This is a genomic window from Ectothiorhodospiraceae bacterium BW-2, assembly GCA_008375315.1.
Lineage (GTDB): Bacteria > Pseudomonadota > Gammaproteobacteria > Thiohalomonadales > Thiohalomonadaceae > BW-2.
This window is the reverse complement of record CP032507.1, coordinates 2332957-2350000: the sequence shown is the minus strand read 5'-3', so window position 1 is coordinate 2350000 and position 17044 is coordinate 2332957. Positions and strand designations below refer to the sequence as shown.

At 55.2% G+C, this 17044-nt stretch carries 18 protein-coding genes and 1 other RNA gene (1 of these 19 cut by a window edge); 2 read left to right on the top strand and 17 right to left on the bottom strand.

Going from position 1 to position 17044, the window contains the following annotated elements; all coding sequences use genetic code 11:
• The 17 genes from D5085_11410 to D5085_11330 form a co-directional block, all read right to left on the bottom strand.
• A protein-coding gene (locus D5085_11410; protein QEP43674.1) for an alkaline phosphatase family protein crosses the window boundary here: on the bottom strand, nt 1-921 show its 5' portion. Its footprint begins 969 nt before the window's first position; the window shows 921 of its 1890 coding nt (coding positions 1-921); it begins with the start codon at nt 919-921; the stop codon falls past the left edge of the window.
• Nucleotides 922-943: 22 nt separating this feature from the next.
• Nucleotides 944-1213 (bottom strand): oxidative damage protection protein, encoded by a 270-nt coding sequence (locus D5085_11405; protein ID QEP43673.1) that lies wholly within the window; start codon nt 1211-1213, stop codon nt 944-946.
• Nucleotides 1214-1309: 96 nt separating this feature from the next.
• Complete coding sequence (gene mutY / locus D5085_11400; GenBank protein QEP43672.1) at nt 1310-2377, bottom strand: A/G-specific adenine glycosylase; 1068 nt, start codon at nt 2375-2377, stop codon at nt 1310-1312.
• A complete protein-coding gene (locus tag D5085_11395; GenBank protein QEP43671.1) occupies nt 2361-3395 on the bottom strand; it encodes an FAD:protein FMN transferase in 1035 nt (344 codons plus the stop codon). Before D5085_11395 ends, mutY begins: the two co-directional genes overlap by 17 nt.
• Nucleotides 3395-4363, bottom strand: coding sequence for a MoxR family ATPase (locus D5085_11390; GenBank protein ID QEP45142.1), 969 nt, complete (start codon nt 4361-4363; stop codon nt 3395-3397). Before D5085_11390 ends, D5085_11395 begins: the two co-directional genes overlap by 1 nt.
• A gap of 33 nt (nt 4364-4396) precedes the next feature.
• Nucleotides 4397-4855, bottom strand: coding sequence for a hypothetical protein (locus D5085_11385; protein ID QEP43670.1), 459 nt, complete (start codon nt 4853-4855; stop codon nt 4397-4399).
• Nucleotides 4833-6743: a response regulator gene (locus tag D5085_11380; protein ID QEP43669.1), complete on the bottom strand. Its 1911-nt coding sequence runs from the start codon at nt 6741-6743 to the stop codon at nt 4833-4835. Before D5085_11380 ends, D5085_11385 begins: the two co-directional genes overlap by 23 nt.
• Before the next feature lie 15 nt (nt 6744-6758).
• Entirely contained in the window at nt 6759-7757 is a 999-nt protein-coding gene (mltG, locus tag D5085_11375) for an endolytic transglycosylase MltG (GenBank protein QEP43668.1), read from the bottom strand.
• Nucleotides 7754-8551, bottom strand: coding sequence for an aminodeoxychorismate lyase (locus D5085_11370; GenBank protein ID QEP43667.1), 798 nt, complete (start codon nt 8549-8551; stop codon nt 7754-7756). The genes mltG and D5085_11370 overlap by 4 nt, the downstream gene beginning before the upstream one ends.
• A gap of 19 nt (nt 8552-8570) precedes the next feature.
• Entirely contained in the window at nt 8571-9812 is a 1242-nt protein-coding gene (fabF, locus tag D5085_11365; GenBank protein ID QEP43666.1) for a beta-ketoacyl-[acyl-carrier-protein] synthase II, read from the bottom strand.
• A 94-nt stretch (nt 9813-9906) separates the two neighbouring features.
• Nucleotides 9907-10143, bottom strand: coding sequence for an acyl carrier protein (locus D5085_11360; GenBank protein ID QEP43665.1), 237 nt, complete (start codon nt 10141-10143; stop codon nt 9907-9909).
• A 176-nt stretch (nt 10144-10319) separates the two neighbouring features.
• A complete protein-coding gene (locus tag D5085_11355) occupies nt 10320-11606 on the bottom strand; it encodes a serine--tRNA ligase (GenBank protein ID QEP43664.1) in 1287 nt (428 codons plus the stop codon).
• Between the two features lie 56 nt (nt 11607-11662).
• Nucleotides 11663-12040, bottom strand: coding sequence for a fluoride efflux transporter CrcB (gene crcB, locus D5085_11350; protein QEP43663.1), 378 nt, complete (start codon nt 12038-12040; stop codon nt 11663-11665).
• A gap of 63 nt (nt 12041-12103) precedes the next feature.
• Entirely contained in the window at nt 12104-13411 is a 1308-nt protein-coding gene (locus tag D5085_11345) for a replication-associated recombination protein A (GenBank protein QEP43662.1), read from the bottom strand.
• Complete coding sequence (locus tag D5085_11340) at nt 13395-15011, bottom strand: DNA polymerase III subunit gamma/tau (GenBank protein ID QEP45141.1); 1617 nt, start codon at nt 15009-15011, stop codon at nt 13395-13397. Before D5085_11340 ends, D5085_11345 begins: the two co-directional genes overlap by 17 nt.
• 39 nt (nt 15012-15050) lie before the next feature.
• Nucleotides 15051-15147, bottom strand: an RNA gene (gene ffs, locus D5085_11335) — signal recognition particle sRNA small type.
• Nucleotides 15148-15221: 74 nt separating this feature from the next.
• Nucleotides 15222-15737: a cyclic nucleotide-binding domain-containing protein gene (locus D5085_11330; GenBank protein QEP43661.1), complete on the bottom strand. Its 516-nt coding sequence runs from the start codon at nt 15735-15737 to the stop codon at nt 15222-15224.
• Between the two features lie 168 nt (nt 15738-15905).
• Here D5085_11330 and D5085_11325 point away from each other — a divergent pair, with 168 nt between their 5' ends.
• Together D5085_11325 and D5085_11320 are read left to right on the top strand one after the other, a co-directional pair.
• A complete protein-coding gene (locus D5085_11325) occupies nt 15906-16169 on the top strand; it encodes a 30S ribosomal protein S20 (protein QEP43660.1) in 264 nt (87 codons plus the stop codon).
• A gap of 49 nt (nt 16170-16218) precedes the next feature.
• Complete coding sequence (locus tag D5085_11320) at nt 16219-17001, top strand: M48 family peptidase (GenBank protein QEP43659.1); 783 nt, start codon at nt 16219-16221, stop codon at nt 16999-17001.
• Nucleotides 17002-17044: the final 43 nt, after the last annotated feature.

Below are 17044 nucleotides of genomic sequence, written 5' to 3'. Positions count from 1 at the left end.
CCGACTCAACCCTTGGCAAAACTGTTGCAGCGGTTCAATCTCTGCGACTGTTAACGGCAGTTTCGCCTTCGGAATTCGTTGTCGATGGTGCGGTAGCAGCGGCCATAGTTGTGGAGACCAGATGAGCAGATACATCGCCACCACTTCAGCGAGGGTAATGAGATGGTTTTGGGCTGAATCGGAGGTAAATATCGGTTTGCGCACCCCAGTAAACAGCCGTTTGCGTACCGCATCAGCGGCCCTGTTGTGGGGCAACAGGTTCTCCCGACCATAGTAGCAATACTCACTAGCAAACAGTTCGCGACTGTCGGCCACCTCAGCTCCCTGTAACGACTCCGGCCATAGCCCCAAAAGCTCAATGGTCTCATGAATCGCCGCCAGCATCACCCCGGCCACATCGTCAGCATAGATCTGATCGCCGCTCATCAACAGCAGTGACGGTAGCGGCTGCTGCTGCTCTAACGCCTGTTGTAACAGATAATCGCCCTGAACCAGCGCATCACCACCGGGATGGTGCGGTTTACGACAAGAGCCGTGCAAAACTGAGTTTAAACGGGACTGGATGATCACCTGCGGTAACGGTTGATCGGGGTAGCAGAGGTGTGGCAGAAGTTGCGTCAACGGCTGACCTGCATCGTCCGCTGCACGATGCAGCCACAACTGATAGGCAATAGGCTGCCCCTCAACCAGAGGCGAGCACCATCTTATGTCAAGCAGCGAAATCCAAGCCCGTTGGCCAATCTGTAGTTGTGTCAGCTCCGGTTCGTGCGTCACAACTCGCCGCTCACCTAGCGGTCTATCGCCGCAGAAGAGCTCTATCGAGAAGCGGTAAGGATAGGAGGTTGCCAGCCACACCACCCAATTTTGAGCCGTAACATGGCGCAAAATCGGGCCGGCAACAATGGGCGGTAGAGGATCGATAGCTTTGCTACCAACTTATAGCTTATAGCTGCGGCGTAAACCCCTCAGGTTTACTACCTCCCTCGCCGAAGAAGAACTTCTCCATCTCGTTTTCGAGCATTTTGCGATGGTTCGGATCGATCGGAGTCAAACGGTACTCATTGATCAGCATCGTCTGCTGCTTTAACCACATCTGCCACGCCTCTTGTGAGACCGATTCAAAAACTCGCTTTCCTAACTCTCCAGGGTAGGTGATCCGTTCCAGCCCTAGAGCCTCCTTGCCTAGTTTGACGCACTGCACCATTCGCGACATCTCGCTCTCTCCTCATCACATAGATAATTAATCAAAAAACCATTGTCAGCTTCAGCCTCCACAATATCGTTCGCTCACCACAATTTCAAGCAGAGGCTATGGAGCAGTCGCCTCCTGAAGCAGCCGCTTTACCGGCGCGGGCACTCCAAAGCGCCCTATCTCATCGAAGTGCACCCAACGATAATCGAAAGGGCTATCGGCCAGCTTAGGCTGGGCCTCCCCCTTCACCCGCAGCCGCAACGGCTCTAGCCACCAATCAAAATGGGTCAGTTGATGCTTAACTATCGGCAGAGGTTGCGCCCCATCGCACGCAACTCCAAAGCTATCGACTAAGTAGTGCGATAGCTGCTCCAAGGAGCCAGACCACTGCGGTAGCGACCAGAGCGAGGCCCACACCCCAGTAGGTGGACGCTGCTGCAGTAAAATTCGGCCTCTAGCATCGATAATTAATAGAAGCTGCTGTCGGCGCTGCTCCCTGACCTTGCGAGGTTTGGGTTTCGGCAACGGTAGCTCGGCACTAAGGCCCTGCCGATAGCCTTGGCACTGAGATTGCAGCGGGCAGTCACAACAGCGCGGCTGTGTACGGCGGCAGAGAGTCGCGCCAAAATCCATCAACGCACGGGTGTAGTGACGCATCGGTTGCCCCGCCAGAGGCAGATACTCCTCAGCCAACTGCCACAACTGCCGCTCTATCTTACTCTCTCCCGGCCAGTGCCGAATAGCGTGATAGCGACAGAGAAACCGTTTCACATTACCATCTAGTATCGGATAGCGCTCCCCCCACGCTTGGGCTAGTATAGCTCCAGCGGTCGAACGACCAATTCCGGGGAGCGCTACAAGCGCCGAATAGCGATGAGGCAACTCCCCCCCATAGCGCTGCTGCACTATTTGGGCACTGTGGTGGAGATTGCGTGCCCGACGGTAGTAACCTAGGCCACTCCAGAGCGCCAATACCGCCCCCTCATCGGCTTTAGCTAGCGTCACTAACTGCGGAAATTGGGCGGTAAAACGGTCATAGTAGTCGAGCACCGTCGCCACCTGAGTCTGTTGCAACATAATTTCGGCTAGCCAGATGCGGTAGGGGGAGTCAGTTCGATTCCATGGCAAGTCGTGTCGGCCATGGTCACGATACCACAGCAGCAGGGTATCAGTCGGTGCTAACATCCACCACAACCTGCTCTACCGGTAGCGTCTGCCACTCAATTCGCTCAGCCATAGCGGGAGTTAAGTAGGCCACCCCCGCCTCGCTCATTAGCAGGACGGCCTCGACCCCCATTGCTCGTGCCACCGCTGGCCAGTGGTCAACTCCGGCAACGACCAGCGCAGTCGCTGCCGCATCGGCAACCGTGCCGAACCGATGGATAACTGTTACCGAGGTCACCCCCTCTACCGGTCGAGCAGTCATCGGATCGATAATGTGGTGATACTTAACCCCCTCATACTCCCGATAACGCTCATAGTTACCCGAGGTAAAGATACTCTCATCCCCTGCTGCGGTTAGCGCTGCCAACACTCCGCCCCCTTGTGGATGGCGAATACCGACCCGCCACGGCCGCTCCCCATGGCGCCCAATCACTCGCAAATCACCACCGGCATTGACAATCGCCGCACCAATTTGGTGCTTGCGTAAAATATCGATCGCCTCATCAACCGCATACCCCTTTGCTATCGCCCCCATATCGAAAGCAAGCTGCCGATTAGTCGTCGTCATTCGCTCCCCTTCGATCACCACATCGCGACTACTCGGTCGCTGCTGCAGCCACTGCTGCAATAGAGCCTCTGATGGAGGGGGCATCCCCTCAGGAGGGAGCGTCTGCTGAAAGCCCCACAACTGCAACAGCTTGCCGATGGTTGGATCAAAACGGCCACCGCTTAGCGCCGATAGCGCCAGGCTCTGCTGTAATAGCGGTTTTAGTTCGGGATCCAAAACAGCACTGCCATGCTGCTGCAACTGCTGATTGAGGCGAGTGAGTTTGCCTAGCTGCCAAGCATGCCAGTCGTCATGAATGTGGGCAAAGCGGGCTTTTATCGCTGTTACCGCCTGTTGACGCTGACTACTGCTGCCCGATGACAGCGTCATATCGATGACAGTACCAAAAAAGTAGAGCTGGTAACGGCTCTCCTCGGCCTCTCCACAGCCGAGCAGCCACACTAGCAGCCCTACCACGATCACGACTCTCATCACGGCAGCGGTACCCGCTCTAGCAGCTCATTGATAAAGTAGTCGGGAGTCACCCCCTCCGCTTCCGCTTCGTAGGTTAAGATAATGCGATGGTGCAACACATCATAGGCCATCGTCTGAATATCTTCCGGAGCAACATAGTCGCGTCCGGCTAGCCACGCCCGAGCACGGGCGGTTCTATCCAGCGCAAGAGTTGCCCTAGGGCTACCGCCATACTGAATCCACGACTCTAAATCGTCGCCATAACGCTCTGGGGTTCGGGTAGCCAAAATGAGTTGCAGAATGTAGGTCTCCAGATCTTCGGCTAAATGGAGCCCTAACACCTCATCCCGCGCCTGAAACAGCATCTTTTGGGTTAATGTCGGGTGATCTCGTCCATTAGGATCAAAGTTTTGGCAAGATTCACGCCGATTAAGCGCCAAAATTTGGCGTTCAGCCTCCAGATCGGGGTAGTCCACAGTCACATGCAACAGAAATCTATCTAGTTGCGCTTCGGGCAGAGGGTAAGTTCCCTCCTGCTCTAACGGATTTTGAGTCGCCATCACCAAAAAGAGCTGTGGCAAGCGATAGGTTTCGGCACCGACAGTAATCTGCCGCTCCGCCATCGCCTCTAGTAGTGCCGACTGCACTTTAGCGGGGGCGCGATTAATCTCATCAGCTAAAATCAGGTTATGAAACAGCGGCCCCTTTTGAAAGCGGAAGCTGCCATCTTGGGGACGAAAGATCTCGGTTCCGGTCAGATCGGCCGGCAGCAGATCGGGGGTAAATTGAATACGGTGAAAATCGCCATCAATCGCCTCGCTCAATACCTTAATCGCGCGAGTTTTCGCCAGCCCCGGTGCCCCCTCGACTAAAAGATGGCCATCGGCCAAGAGTGCGATCAACAGCCGTTCTACTAGCTGTCCTTGACCGATAATCTCAGAATTAACAAACTGATAGAGTTGCTGAAATGCTCTTTGTGTATCCATATAGTAATCGTTACGGTATCGTTTGTAGTACAACTATTGCAGCCGCTCGTGGTGCTCCTCGCCGGAGCCACCTCGCCACCACAACACCCGAATCTGTCGCAAAACCTCCCTATCCAGCCCTTGGCCCCACAATACAGCAGCGAGCGAATAGGGCCAGCTCTGCCGACGCCAGCTCATCACAATCCACTCATCGGGCCAGATATACCAGCAGCAGAGCTCTAACGGCTGCTGTGTGCCCTCGGGCGATAACCACCACCACCGCTGCTGAGCATAGATAAGCGTTAGCGGCCTGCCACCCAACTCTGCTCGCCCAAACCAGATCTGTAACGCCAAGGCGACGACGAACAGCAGTAACCCTAGCTGCCACCCCAACCCAATCGGGCTTATCACTATCGACAGCAGCGCTAGCGCCACCATCAGCAGAAAGAGCCCCCGCAGAGGGAAAGAGGCGCTAATCGTCAGACAAAAATCACTCTCCTGTTCCAGCGCCATGACTGCCTGCCGTGGCCGTTAGGAGGTAGCGATGCAGCATCAGTGCTAACTGTTGCGGCGGAAACGGTTTACTCATGTGATCGTTCATCCCCGCTTGCAGACTCAACTCCCGATCGCCACTCATGGCGTTAGCGGTCAGCGCCACAATCGGAACCTCAGTAAGCCCTGCGGCTCGAATCACTCTACTCGCCTCATAGCCATCCATCTGCGGCATCTGTAAATCCATAAAGATTAAATTAAATGGGTACTGCTGTGCTAATTCGACCGCAACTTGGCCATTTTCGGCATGAGTCACCTCAATACCATGCAGCTTTAACAGCTCAGTCGCAACTTGGCGATTAATCGGGTTATCCTCCGCTAGCAACACTTTGCAACCGGGATATTGTACCACGCCTTCGATCGGTAACGATGGCTCCTCCGAGTCACTCACCTGCGCCTCGGTATCTATCGCCAGCGGCAGAGTAAACCAGAAGGTACTGCCCCGTCCTAGCTGACTCTCAACACCAATCTCCCCACCCATCAGCTCGACTAGCCGTTTGCTAATCGTTAGCCCTAAACCTGTGCCACCAAATTTGCGCGTTGTCGAAGAGTCGGCTTGGCGAAAGACCTGAAACAGAGTCTGCATTTGCGCATCACTCATGCCGATCCCGCTATCGATCACGCTAAAGCGCAGTTGCGGGGCACCCTCCGTACCACTTTGCTGCGCCATACGCAGCACCACCTCCCCTTCGGGGGTAAATTTAATGGCGTTATTAATCAGATTGGTCAAAACTTGGTGAATCCGTAACGGATCTCCCAATAGATGTTGCGGTATGCTCTCTAGCCCCTCTAGGCGTAGTCGCAACCCTTTCTCATCACTTTTGTGGCGCATAATCTCCATTATCTGATGAATGATATCGGTAAGTGAAAATGGGATATGCTCAATATCGAGCCTTCCGGCCTCAATTTTACTAAAGTCGAGGATATCGTTAATAATTCCAAGCAAGGTATTGGCCGAGACATCGATCTTGGTAATGTAGTCGCGCTGCTGCTCGCTCAACTCAGTCTGCAACGCGAGGTGGCTCAGACCAATAATGGCATTCATCGGCGTGCGAATTTCGTGACTCATATTGGCTAAAAACTCGCTTTTAAGCCTATCAGCCACCTCCGCCCGTTTTCGGGCCACCACATTCTCAGCAGCTAACACCCGTAAGCGTTCACTATTGCTATGCAGCTCTTTAGTCTGCTGCCGCTGAATGCGCAATCCGTGTACTATGGTGATAAACATCACCAAAAATACACCATAAAATATCGGCGCAAAAAAACGGATTAACTCGTTAGCAGACTCCTGACTCCGTTTGACAGTTTGAGTGCGATCAGCATAGAGCTCAACGACCCCCTCGATCTCACCTTGGCGGTTAATGAGAGGAAGATAACTCGACACGAGCTCTCGACTCTCTACCCTGCCCTCCATCGCATAGAAAACATCGCGTGAGGTGATTTCACTCTCTAACTCACCCCGCTTAGCGGCGATAAAACCGGGGTAGGTCGATTTATCCTCCCCTATTTGGCTATGGTCGGTTGAGTAGAGGGTCATCCCCTCAAGATTAAAATATTTAATTTTTAAGACATCGGTATCCTGGGCAAATTGGCGGACTAACTTGTCAAATAGAGCGATTTCGGCCTGGTTAAGCGCCCGTCCCTGCGCTAGCTCTAAAAGCGGCCTCAACTGCGGCATCACCTCATTCATAAAGATGCGGGTGACGGTCAAATTGGCCTGCTGTGTCGCGGTTAATAGCGAATCACTGGCCATTTTAGTTGAGAGACTAAAGGCGCTGTAGAACGCAATCGACACCACCACTAAGCCTACTACCGCAAATAGAGGCAAAACTTCAAACATTTTCTTCATGTTATGCTCTAACCTCTAGCGCAACTGATAGGTTTTAACTGCCGCATTATGCTCTTTAAGTGTCGCCGAAAATTGGTGGCTACCATCCCCTCGGGCAACAAAGTAGAGTGAGCTACCTTTAGCTGGGTGGAGAGCCGCCACTATCGCCTCTCGCCCCGGCATCGCAATCGGAGTCGGCGGCAAGCCGTGGCGGGTGTAGCTGTTATAGGGGGTATCCTGACGCAACTGGGCTCGGGTTAAATTGCCATCAAACGCCTCCCCTAGACCATAAATAACCGTCGGATCGGTCTGAAGACGCATATTGCGCTTTAAACGGCGCACAAACACACCGGCAATGTCGGCCCGTTCGCTCGCTAATCCGGTCTCTTTTTCGACAATAGAGGCCATAATTTGCGCCTCGTAGGGGGTTTTCAGCGCTAGCTCGGGCTGTCGCTCAGGCCACTGCTGCTGCAAAAAAGTTTGCATTGCCCGATAGGCTCGCTGCAACAACTCAATATCAGTGCTAGCACGGGTATAGTGGTAGGTATCGGGCATAAACTGCCCCTCAGGGTGCCCCTCCAGCCCTAGTCGAGCCATTAACTCTGTCGGCGCCAGTCGCTCCTCAAGCTGGTGTTGCAGCTTAGAGTCTGCCGCCACTGCCCGCTGCAACTGCTCAATGTTCCACCCCTCAACCAGAGTAAAACTGTAGTGACGCGGCGGCAGCGACACTAGCTGTTGCAATAGCTGCTTCGGCGTCAACTCCCCACTTAACTTAAACTCTCCGGCGCGGAGTTTAGCGCCATAACCGTGCCAGCGTCCTAGGTAGTAGAAGTAGTCGCTGTGGCTAATCACCCCCTGCTGGTAAAGCTTTTGCGATAGATCACGCAAATTATCGCCTCGCTCAAGCGTCACTACCAAGCCATCGACATTGAGCAGACTCTCGGAAAAGTGGTTAAAACCCATTCCGATCCACCCGGCTAGGAGACTCCCTAGCAGGAGCGAGGCCCCTAATAGGCGATAGAGCAGGCGTGTCATGACCACAGATCCCGCAGCGCTGCTCCGAATGGCCCCAAACGCATCGCCCGCCCCCCTATCTCACCCACCGGCCAGACTCCCATCGCGACATTGCAAATAAAGATCTCCTCCATCTGCGCTAGCTGCGCCATGCTAATTTGACTGCTCCAGCTAAACGGCCACTGCTGCTGTTCGATATAGGTCAACACCTGCTGCCGCATCACCCCATGCACGCCGCAGTCGTGTAGCGGATGGCTCTGTAGCTGGCCATGGTTAACCCAAAACAGATTACTCATCACCCCCTCAGCCACCGCACCACGCTGATCGCAGACCACCCCCTCATCATACTCATCGCCCCACTCGCTGCGAGCCAAAATCTGCTCTAGGCGGTTAAGATGCTTTAGACCAGCCAAAAGCGGCTGCTGCCCCAAGCGGGTCTGACAGCAGAAGAGCCGTGCCGGACGAGAGAGTGGATAGTCAGGAAGCGGGCGGGTTAGCAGAATTCGCTGCGGCTGCGGCGGTACCGGCAGAGCGTAACCTCGTCCGCCACTGCCCCGACTGATAATCAGCTTAATGATCCCATCACCTAGCTGTTCTGCCAACTGCCGCAGCTCATCCATAGCCAAATCGAACGATGCCAACGGCAGCTGCAGCCGCTCAAAACCGCGCCACAGCCGCTGACAGTGGCTCGGTAGCCAGCAGACACTCCCCCCGCTAATCCGTACCGTTTCAAACAGACCGTCACCATAGTGGAGCGCCCTGTCGGTAACGGCTATCGTCTCAACCGCAACCCCATTAAGCAGCACCACAGCCACACACCCATTCCCTACCTATTTACGAGAGCCGCTTTAGCACCAAAGTGGCATTCGTCCCCCCAAAGCCGAATGAGTTGGAGAGCGCGACATTGATGGGCATCTCTCTGGCCTCATTGGCAACATAGTCGAGATCACACCCCTCATCGGGATGGTCAAGATTGATCGTCGGGGGAGCCACCTGTTCGTAGATAGCCAGCGCGGTAAAGATCGCCTCAACCCCCCCAGCGGCCCCTAGCAGATGGCCAACCATCGATTTAGTCGAACTCATACAGAGCTTATAGGCGTGATCACCAAAGGTACTCTTCGCCGCTTCGGTTTCGGCAAGATCTCCTGCAGGGGTCGAGGTGCCGTGGGCATTAATGTAATCCACTTCATGTAGGTTCACCCCTCCGTTACGCAGTGCGTTCACCATACACCGAGCAGCTCCCTCCCCCCCTTTAGCGGGCAGTGTCATGTGATAGGCATCCCCACTCATGCCATAACCGGCAACTTCGGCATAGATGTTAGCCCCCCGCGCCCTAGCGTGCTCATACTCCTCCAACACCACCACACCGGCTCCGTCACCGAGCACAAAGCCGTCACGATCACGATCCCAAGGACGGCTAGCCGCCTCCGGATCCTCATTGCGGGTAGAGAGCGCCCGCGCCGAAGCGAAACCGCCGAGACCACAGGGACAGGTTGACATCTCAGCCCCCCCAGCGATCATGACATCGGCGTCACCATACTCAATAATGCGCGCTGCCTCACCGATGCTATGGGTCGCGGTCGCGCAGGCGGTAGCCATGGCGATATTAGGGCCTTTCAGGCCATAACGCATCGAGACATGGCCTGAGACCATGTTAATAATGCTGCTAGGGACAAAGAAAGGGGAGATTTTACGCGGCCCCCCCTTCATGAAGCTCTCATACCCCTTTTCGATACCGGGCAAGCCACCAATACCCGAACCGATAGAGACACCCATCCGCTCTGCGTTCGCCTCAGTCACCTCCAGCCCAGAGTCCTCTATCGCCTCAATCGCGGCAGCTAACCCGTAGTGAATAAAGGGATCCATCTTTTTGGCCTCTTTGGCCGATAGGTAGCGACTAACATCAAAATCGGTCACCGTGCCACCGATACGGACACTAAAATTCGTGGTATCGAAATGGGGAATCAGTTTGACGCCACTGCGACCGGCCTTAATCGCCTCCCACGACTCCCCCACCGACAACCCGACAGGAGAGATCATACCCAATCCGGTAATGACAACTCTTCTTTTTGCCAAAATCAACTCCTTACTCGCTCAACAGAGACAAAAAAACCGCGACCATTCATCTAAATGGTCGCGGCTCTCGTCAATCAAAGGCCTTAAAAAGATATCAAGCCTGATGGGCGTTGATATAGTCAATCGCCTGCTGCACAGTGGTAATTTTTTCAGCTTCTTCATCGGGAATTTCGGTTCCGAACTCCTCTTCAAGAGCCATAACCAGCTCAACTGTGTCGAGTGAATCAGCGCCAAGATCGTCAACAAATGATGACTCGTTAGTCACTTCACCCTCATCCACGCTCAACTGCTCAACTACAATCTTCTTGACGCGCTCTTCAATACTACTCATCGCAGAATTATCCTCCGAAAACTAAAAATAGGGTCTAAACCGGCACCTATTCTAATTAAATTCGTGATTAGATGCCAGTTCAGCTTACTCCCGCTACTCTACGGGAGCGGGCACATTACCTTGCCATCACTTAAAAAACAAGCAAAACTACCCCTTAAGCGACAACGCCACAGCCTCTACCCCGCCATACAGAGCCGCTCAGCCCCTCCCATCCATGGCCTTAGCGGTGCCGGAATGGTGACTGAACCATCGGCCTGCTGATAGTTCTCTAAAATCGCCACCAGCGTTCGCCCGACCGCCAATCCAGACCCATTCAGGGTATGGACTAGCTCCGGTTTTTTCGCGTCTAAAGGGCGCCACCGCGCTAGCATCCTGCGCGCCTGAAAATCGCGAAAGTTAGAGCAAGAGGAGATCTCACGATAGGCCTGCTGTCCCGGTAACCAGACCTCTAGATCGTAGGTTTTACAGCTACTAAAACCGATATCCCCCCCGCAAAGATTGACGACCCGATAGGGGAGCTCTAACTGTTGCAAAACTGTCTCAGCGTGGCCGGTAAGCTCCTCTAGCGCCGCCATGGAGCGACTCGGCTCCACTATCTGTACCAGCTCCACCTTCTCAAACTGATGCTGACGAATCATCCCCCGCGTATCTCGTCCATAGGAGCCCGCCTCGCTACGAAAACAGGGGGTATGGGCGACCCATTTTAGCGGCAGCTCATCGGCGGCCAAAATAGTATCACGCACCATATTGGTGACAGGCACTTCCGCCGTTGGAATCAGATACCACGGCTGCTCTTCGCTATTAATGGCAAACAGATCGGCCTCAAACTTAGGTAGCTGACCGGTACCTCGTAGCGAATCACGATTGACCAGATAGGGGACATAGAGCTCGGTGTAGCCGTGCTGTTCGGTGTGCAGATTGAGCATAAACTGAATTAGCGCCCGATGGAGCCTCGCCACCTGCCCGCGCATAACCGCAAAGCGGCTACCGGTCAATTTAGCAGCACTCTCAAAATCGAGCCCCCCTAGCCTTACGCCAATATCGACATGATCTTTCGCCTCAAAACCCAACTCTGGTGGCGCACCGACGCGCCGCACCTCGACATTATCGGCCTCAGAGAACCCCTCAGGTACCGACGCATCAGGAAGGTTAGGTATCGAAGCTAATAGCTGATCCAACTCGTTTTGTAGCTGCTGTAGCTGCTCGGTGCCCTGCTTCAGCTTCTCGCCTAGATCGGCGACCGCCGCTAGCAGCGGCTCAATCGCCTCCCCCTTCGCTTTCGCTTGGCCTATCGCCTTAGAGCGCTGGTTGCGCTCCTGCTGTAGCGATTCGGCCTCGCACTGCAGCTCTTTGCGCTGCTGCTCTAGCTGATTGAACCGTTCGACATCGAGAGTAAAGCCGCGCCGCGCTAGCTGCCGAGCCACAGCGGCGATATCTTGGCGTAATAGACGGGGATCAAGCATAGTCTGCTGCTCTCCTTTGAGAGGTGGTTAATGGATGGTTAATCTAAGAGCGTAATTTAACGCAACAACGCCCGTGCCGCCACCACAGCCAACCATAAAGCGCCGATAGTTAAAGTTACGCTCGCCAATACATTCGCCCCGGCCCGCCACAACGCCCCCTGCTGCAACAGCAGCAGCGTATCGAGCGAAAAGGTAGAGAAGGTAGTCAAAGCCCCCAAAAAACCGACCATCAGCAGCAGTCGCACCTCGTCCCCGAACAGCGCCCGTTCACTAATGACCACATAGAGCAGCCCCATCAACAGCGAACCGATAAGATTCACCGCCAGCGTGCCGTAAGGAAACTCCCGCCCTAATAAGCCATAGATCGCCTCAGAGAGTCCAAAACGAGCCACCGCCCCCAAAGCCCCCCCGATAGCTAACAGCAGCCAGTTCACGACAACGGCGCCTCACACTTCGCCTTCGCTGCATCACGCCTATCCCCCTCGCCGAGCCGCGACCTATCTATCGGTACCATGAGCTCGATCCTGCTGCCGAAACCAAGCCAGTCTAGCCCCAATGCGCTCCTCCAACCCCCTATCGACTGGATGATAATAGCGTTGTGGCTCCATGGCATCCGGAAAGTAGTTCACTCCGGCGGCATACCCGCCCTCCTCGTCATGGGCATAACGATACCCCTCGCCATACCCTAGCTGTGCCATGAGCTGAGTCAGCGCATTACAGAGGTGAGGGGGCACCGCCAGTGAACCGGTCTGTTTCGCGTCAAGCTGTGCCGCCTTAAAAGCCTGATACACCGCATTACTCTTAGGCGCAACGGCTAGATAGACCAGCGCTTGAGCCAATGCCAACTCCCCTTCGGGGCTGCCGAGCCTCTCCACCACCTCCCACGCCTGTAGCGCTAACGACAGAGCCCTTGGATCGGCATTGCCGATATCCTCTGAGGCCATTCTAACCGTACGGCGGGCAATATAGAGCGGATCACAGCCGCCATCGAGCATCCGCGCCAGCCAATAGAGCACAGCATCGGGGTTAGAGCCTCGCATCGCCTTGTGTAGCGCCGAAATCTGCTCATAGAAGATATCCCCCCCCTTATCAAATCGGCGCACCCCCCCCTGCCACAGGCTCTCCATCACCTCACGGGTCACCCGACGCCCGACCGCGCTCACCTTGGCCATATCGGCCGCCATCTCCAACCAATTCAGCGCTCGTCTGGCATCGCCATCGACCCTTTGCGCCAGTTCGGTGATTAGCTCGCTATCGATCACTAACGGCGGCTCCCCTAGCTCAGAGCAGGCCGTATGGATAAGCTGCACTAGCTCCTCTACCTGTAACGACTGTAAGCGATAGACCCTGACCCGCGATAGCAGGGCATTATTTAACTCAAACGAGGGGTTTTCGGTGGTAGCGCCAACAAAAATGAGCGTCCCATCTTCGATGTGGGGTAAAAAGGCATCCTGCTGGCTCTTATTGAAGCGGTGTACCTCATCGACAAACAGCAGCGTCCCCTCCCCTCGCTGCTGGCGATGGCTCTTGGCGGCGGCCACAGCAGCACGAATCTCTTTTACCCCCGATAACACGGCCGAAAGGGCGATAAACTGTAGCCCACCTTGCTGAGCTAGCAGCCTTGCGAGCGTCGTTTTGCCCGTTCCCGGCGGCCCCCAGAGGATCATTGAGTGCACCCTTCCTAACTGTAGCGCTCCCCACAGCGGTTGCCCCTCAGAGAGGAGATGGCGCTGCCCCACCACCTGCTGTAGCGACTTAGGTCGCAACCGCTCGGCAAGCGGCACTAAGCTATCGCGCTGACTCATCGCCCCCCTCCAACGGCTTGATCGAACTGGGGATAAGCTGCGCCCCAAACAGCTCAATCAAGCGCTCCACGACCGCATCGGCAGCCATAGCCGCCTCTGCCTGGGTCTGCTTTTCGGCCCACTCCCGCTGCTCTATCACTCTCGGCGTCTCTAACGGGGCACAACCCTCGTCTGCACTTATAACCCGCAACGATAGCTCGACGGGTCGATTTAACAACCGCTGTAGCCCTTGACGCAGCTCCTCCTCCCTATCGAGCAGTGAACCGACAGCCGACTGGGTCTGAAGCTGTAACCGTCCCCCGTCACAGGCCACTAATTGACAGTGTTGCGCTAGCTGCTGCGTCATCGGTTTAACCCGCAACTGCCGACTCCACTCGCGCCACTGGCTATCGTTTTCTGCAACCACAGAGAACGCCGGCAGAGGTGAGGCGGCTGACGGGGGAGAGAGGGGGGCAGGATGGGGCTCGACGGAGTCGTCACTGCGGTGCCCTCCCCCTCGCCTCTCCTCTTGGCGATGGCTTTGACGCGGACGAAAGGCGAGCATTCGCAGCAGCGTCATCTCTACTCCGGTACGCACATCGGGGCTGTAGGCGAGATCGCGCCAGCCGTGGATTCCGATCTGGTAGTAGAGCTGCACATCTTCACGACTTAGCTGTTGTGACAGCGCTGTCAGCGCTTGGCGCTGCTCGATCCCCGGATAGTCAGGAATCTGCTGCAACAGCGCTAACTGCTGCAGGAGGCGATTGACATCGTTAAGCAGCCGACGCAGATCGCGCCCCTGCCTCGCCGCCTGCTCGACCTGCTGTAGTAGCTGTGCCGGATTATCCTCAGCCAGCGCGTTCAGCATCACAATTAACTGCTGCCGTCCTACGGTACCGAGCATCTGTCGCACCTCATCGAGAACGACGCGACCGCCACCATAACTAATCGCCTGATCCAACAGACTTAAACCATCACGCAGACTACCATCAGCCGCCAAAGCCAGCTCCCATAGCGCCTCAGCGTCAGCTTCGATCTGCTCACTATGCAAAATAGTCTCAAATTGGGAGCGAATCTGCTCTGGCGTTAACGCCTGCAGCCCAAACTGCAGGCAGCGCGATAGAATCGTAGGGGGTAGCTTTTGAGGATCGGTGGTCGCTAATAGAAATTTAATATGGTCTGGCGGCTCCTCCAGCGTCTTTAACAGCGCATTGAAGCTATGGCGCGATAACATGTGCACTTCATCAATGAGATAGATCTTATAACGACCGTGCACCGGTGCATACTGAATATTATCAAGTAGCTCACGGGTATCATCGACCTTAGTGCGCGAGGCGGCATCGACCTCTAACAGATCGACAAAGCGCCCCTCATCGATCGCCACACAGCTACCACACTCGCCACACGGCTCACCCTGCTGCGGCAGGCTACAGTTTAGCGCCTTGGCTAAAATTCGCGCGATTGTGGTCTTACCCACCCCTCGGGTACCGGTAAACAGAAAGGCGTGGTGGAGTCGTCCCGACTGCAGGCCGTGCAGCAGCGGTTTAACCACATGGTGCTGTCCCACTAGCTGGGCAAAGGTGCGCGGGCGCCAACGACGGGCAAGAACCTGATAACTCATGACACAATCGAGAGATAGTAGCAAAATTAGGGTGGTGACCCGCATCAGCGACACCCCGGCACCCGAATCGACTGCTGCCGCTGCTCCCTTCCGGGCCTGACGGGGTCCACAATCTATCGTCGCGGGGGAACCCATGGGGTCACCGTTGAATTTATGGCACCATCATACCCGAAACCACCCCCGAGCGATAGCCTAAAACGGAGCAAAAAGTTATAACATGTCGATAAGCTTACTGCTGACGCGCCGCAGGCGTTGACTCATTAACACCGCAATCGACTGAGTAAAGCGCAGCGCCGTTTTAGGGTAACGCTTGCCGAGCTGCTCATAGTGAGTCTTGTGCATCACCAGCAGTTCACACTCCTCTAGCGTGCGAACTGTACCGGAGTGGGGCATGCTGTCGAGCAGCGACATCTCGCCAAACAGCCGTCCCGGTTTTATCGTCGTTAAGTGGACTAGCTTTTGTCCCTTATCTATTTTTAAGACATCTAACGAACCGGTGACCGGTACACACATAAAATCGTCGTACTCCCCCTCTAGCATCACCACTTTCCCTTTAGGCACTCGATAGAGCACCATAAAGCTAGCTAGCGCCATCGTGTCCTCACCCGAATATCGGTTAAACATCGGTAATCGCTCCAAGATGGCCGCAATTTTGCTCTGAAATTGGCATCCATCGAGTACCTGCTCCATCTGCTCTACAGTAAAGACACTATGTTGCCCCTGCATTACCAAACCTCTCCCTAATTAGCTATTTTCTATCTGAGATAACCGAGCCCTCATCCAAGGCTACTTTAACACAACTGATTGCGCCAAATTGGCTTGACAACTCAAAAGAGTGTGAAATAATGCGCGGCTATTTTCAGTTTTAACCTAGATTTCTTCGGAGAGAGACCATTGGCCAATTCAGCACAAGCCCGTAAACGCGCCCGTCAGGCGGACAAGCGCCGTATTCACAACGCCTCGGAGCGCTCTGCGCTGCGCACAGCGATGAAAAAAGTAGTTAAGAGTGCCGATAGCGGCGACAAAGAGGCCGCTAGCGCCGCTTATCAGTCAGCCGTTCCTGTCATTGACCGCGCCATCAAAAAGGGGCTGTTGCATAAAAATAGCGCTGCTCGCACCAAAAGCCGGCTCAATAAGCGGATTCGCGCCCTCGGCTAGCCACCGCCCCATCTCCCCCACTAATAGCTGTCCCCTAGGAGCTTTTGCCATGCACTATCGTTCCCTGATAATTGTTCTGCTGCTAGGGGTGATTAGCGCCTGTTCGACCACCCCTACCGGTCGTAAACAGCTACTGCTGGTCTCAGAGGCGCAGGCGATTACCTCCTCCAAACAGGCCTATACTCAGACGATTGATAGTGTCAGTGAGGAGGGGAAACTCAATACCGATCCCGCTCTCACCCGTCGAGTCCGACAGATTACGGATCGTATCATCCCTCAGGCTGTGGCCATGCGTCCCGATACCGCAAGCTGGGAGTGGCAGATTAATGTCATCGAAGATGATCAACAGGTGAACGCTTGGTGTATGGCTGGCGGAAAAATGGCAGTCTATACCGGCCTTATTAAAGCCATTCAACCGTCCGATGACGAGTTAGCGCAGGTCATTGGTCACGAAATCTCCCACGCCCTAGCCAACCACTCCGCCGAACGGATGTCGATAGCCCTCGCCTCCAAGATGGGCATTGCCGTCCTCGGTGCTGTCAGCGACTCGCAACTGACCACCACCGCCGGTGTGGCAGCAGCCAAACTAGCCGTCGAGTTACCCAATAGCCGCACCGGCGAGACCGAAGCCGATAAGATCGGTATCGAACTAGCCGCCAAAGCGGGCTACGATCCTCGCGCAGCGGTCACCCTGTGGCAGAAGATGGGACAGCTAGGCGGCAGCACACCGCAATTTCTCAGCACCCACCCTAGCCCCGATAATCGCCAGCAGACGCTGGAGGCGCTTATTCCTAACATGATGCCTTACTATCAGGCGGCTAAGGGCAATTAACAGCGGCTCGCTCAATTTGCGTTCTGCTCCGCTGCCGCTGCCC

Coding starts and splice junctions, on each gene's coding strand:
- D5085_11405 (QEP43673.1), bottom strand. CDS start 1,213: ATGTCGCGAATGGTGCAGTGCGTCAAACTAGGCAAGGAGGCTCTAGGG.
- mutY (QEP43672.1), bottom strand. CDS start 2,377: ATGTTAGCACCGACTGATACCCTGCTGCTGTGGTATCGTGACCATGGC.
- D5085_11395 (QEP43671.1), bottom strand. CDS start 3,395: ATGAGAGTCGTGATCGTGGTAGGGCTGCTAGTGTGGCTGCTCGGCTGT.
- D5085_11390 (QEP45142.1), bottom strand. CDS start 4,363: ATGGATACACAAAGAGCATTTCAGCAACTCTATCAGTTTGTTAATTCT.
- D5085_11385 (QEP43670.1), bottom strand. CDS start 4,855: ATGGCGCTGGAACAGGAGAGTGATTTTTGTCTGACGATTAGCGCCTCT.
- D5085_11380 (QEP43669.1), bottom strand. CDS start 6,743: ATGAAGAAAATGTTTGAAGTTTTGCCTCTATTTGCGGTAGTAGGCTTA.
- mltG (QEP43668.1), bottom strand. CDS start 7,757: ATGACACGCCTGCTCTATCGCCTATTAGGGGCCTCGCTCCTGCTAGGG.
- D5085_11360 (QEP43665.1), bottom strand. CDS start 10,143: ATGAGTAGTATTGAAGAGCGCGTCAAGAAGATTGTAGTTGAGCAGTTG.
- D5085_11355 (QEP43664.1), bottom strand. CDS start 11,606: ATGCTTGATCCCCGTCTATTACGCCAAGATATCGCCGCTGTGGCTCGG.
- D5085_11345 (QEP43662.1), bottom strand. CDS start 13,411: ATGAGTCAGCGCGATAGCTTAGTGCCGCTTGCCGAGCGGTTGCGACCT.
- D5085_11340 (QEP45141.1), bottom strand. CDS start 15,011: ATGAGTTATCAGGTTCTTGCCCGTCGTTGGCGCCCGCGCACCTTTGCC.
- D5085_11330 (QEP43661.1), bottom strand. CDS start 15,737: ATGCAGGGGCAACATAGTGTCTTTACTGTAGAGCAGATGGAGCAGGTA.
- D5085_11320 (QEP43659.1), top strand. CDS start 16,219: ATGCACTATCGTTCCCTGATAATTGTTCTGCTGCTAGGGGTGATTAGC.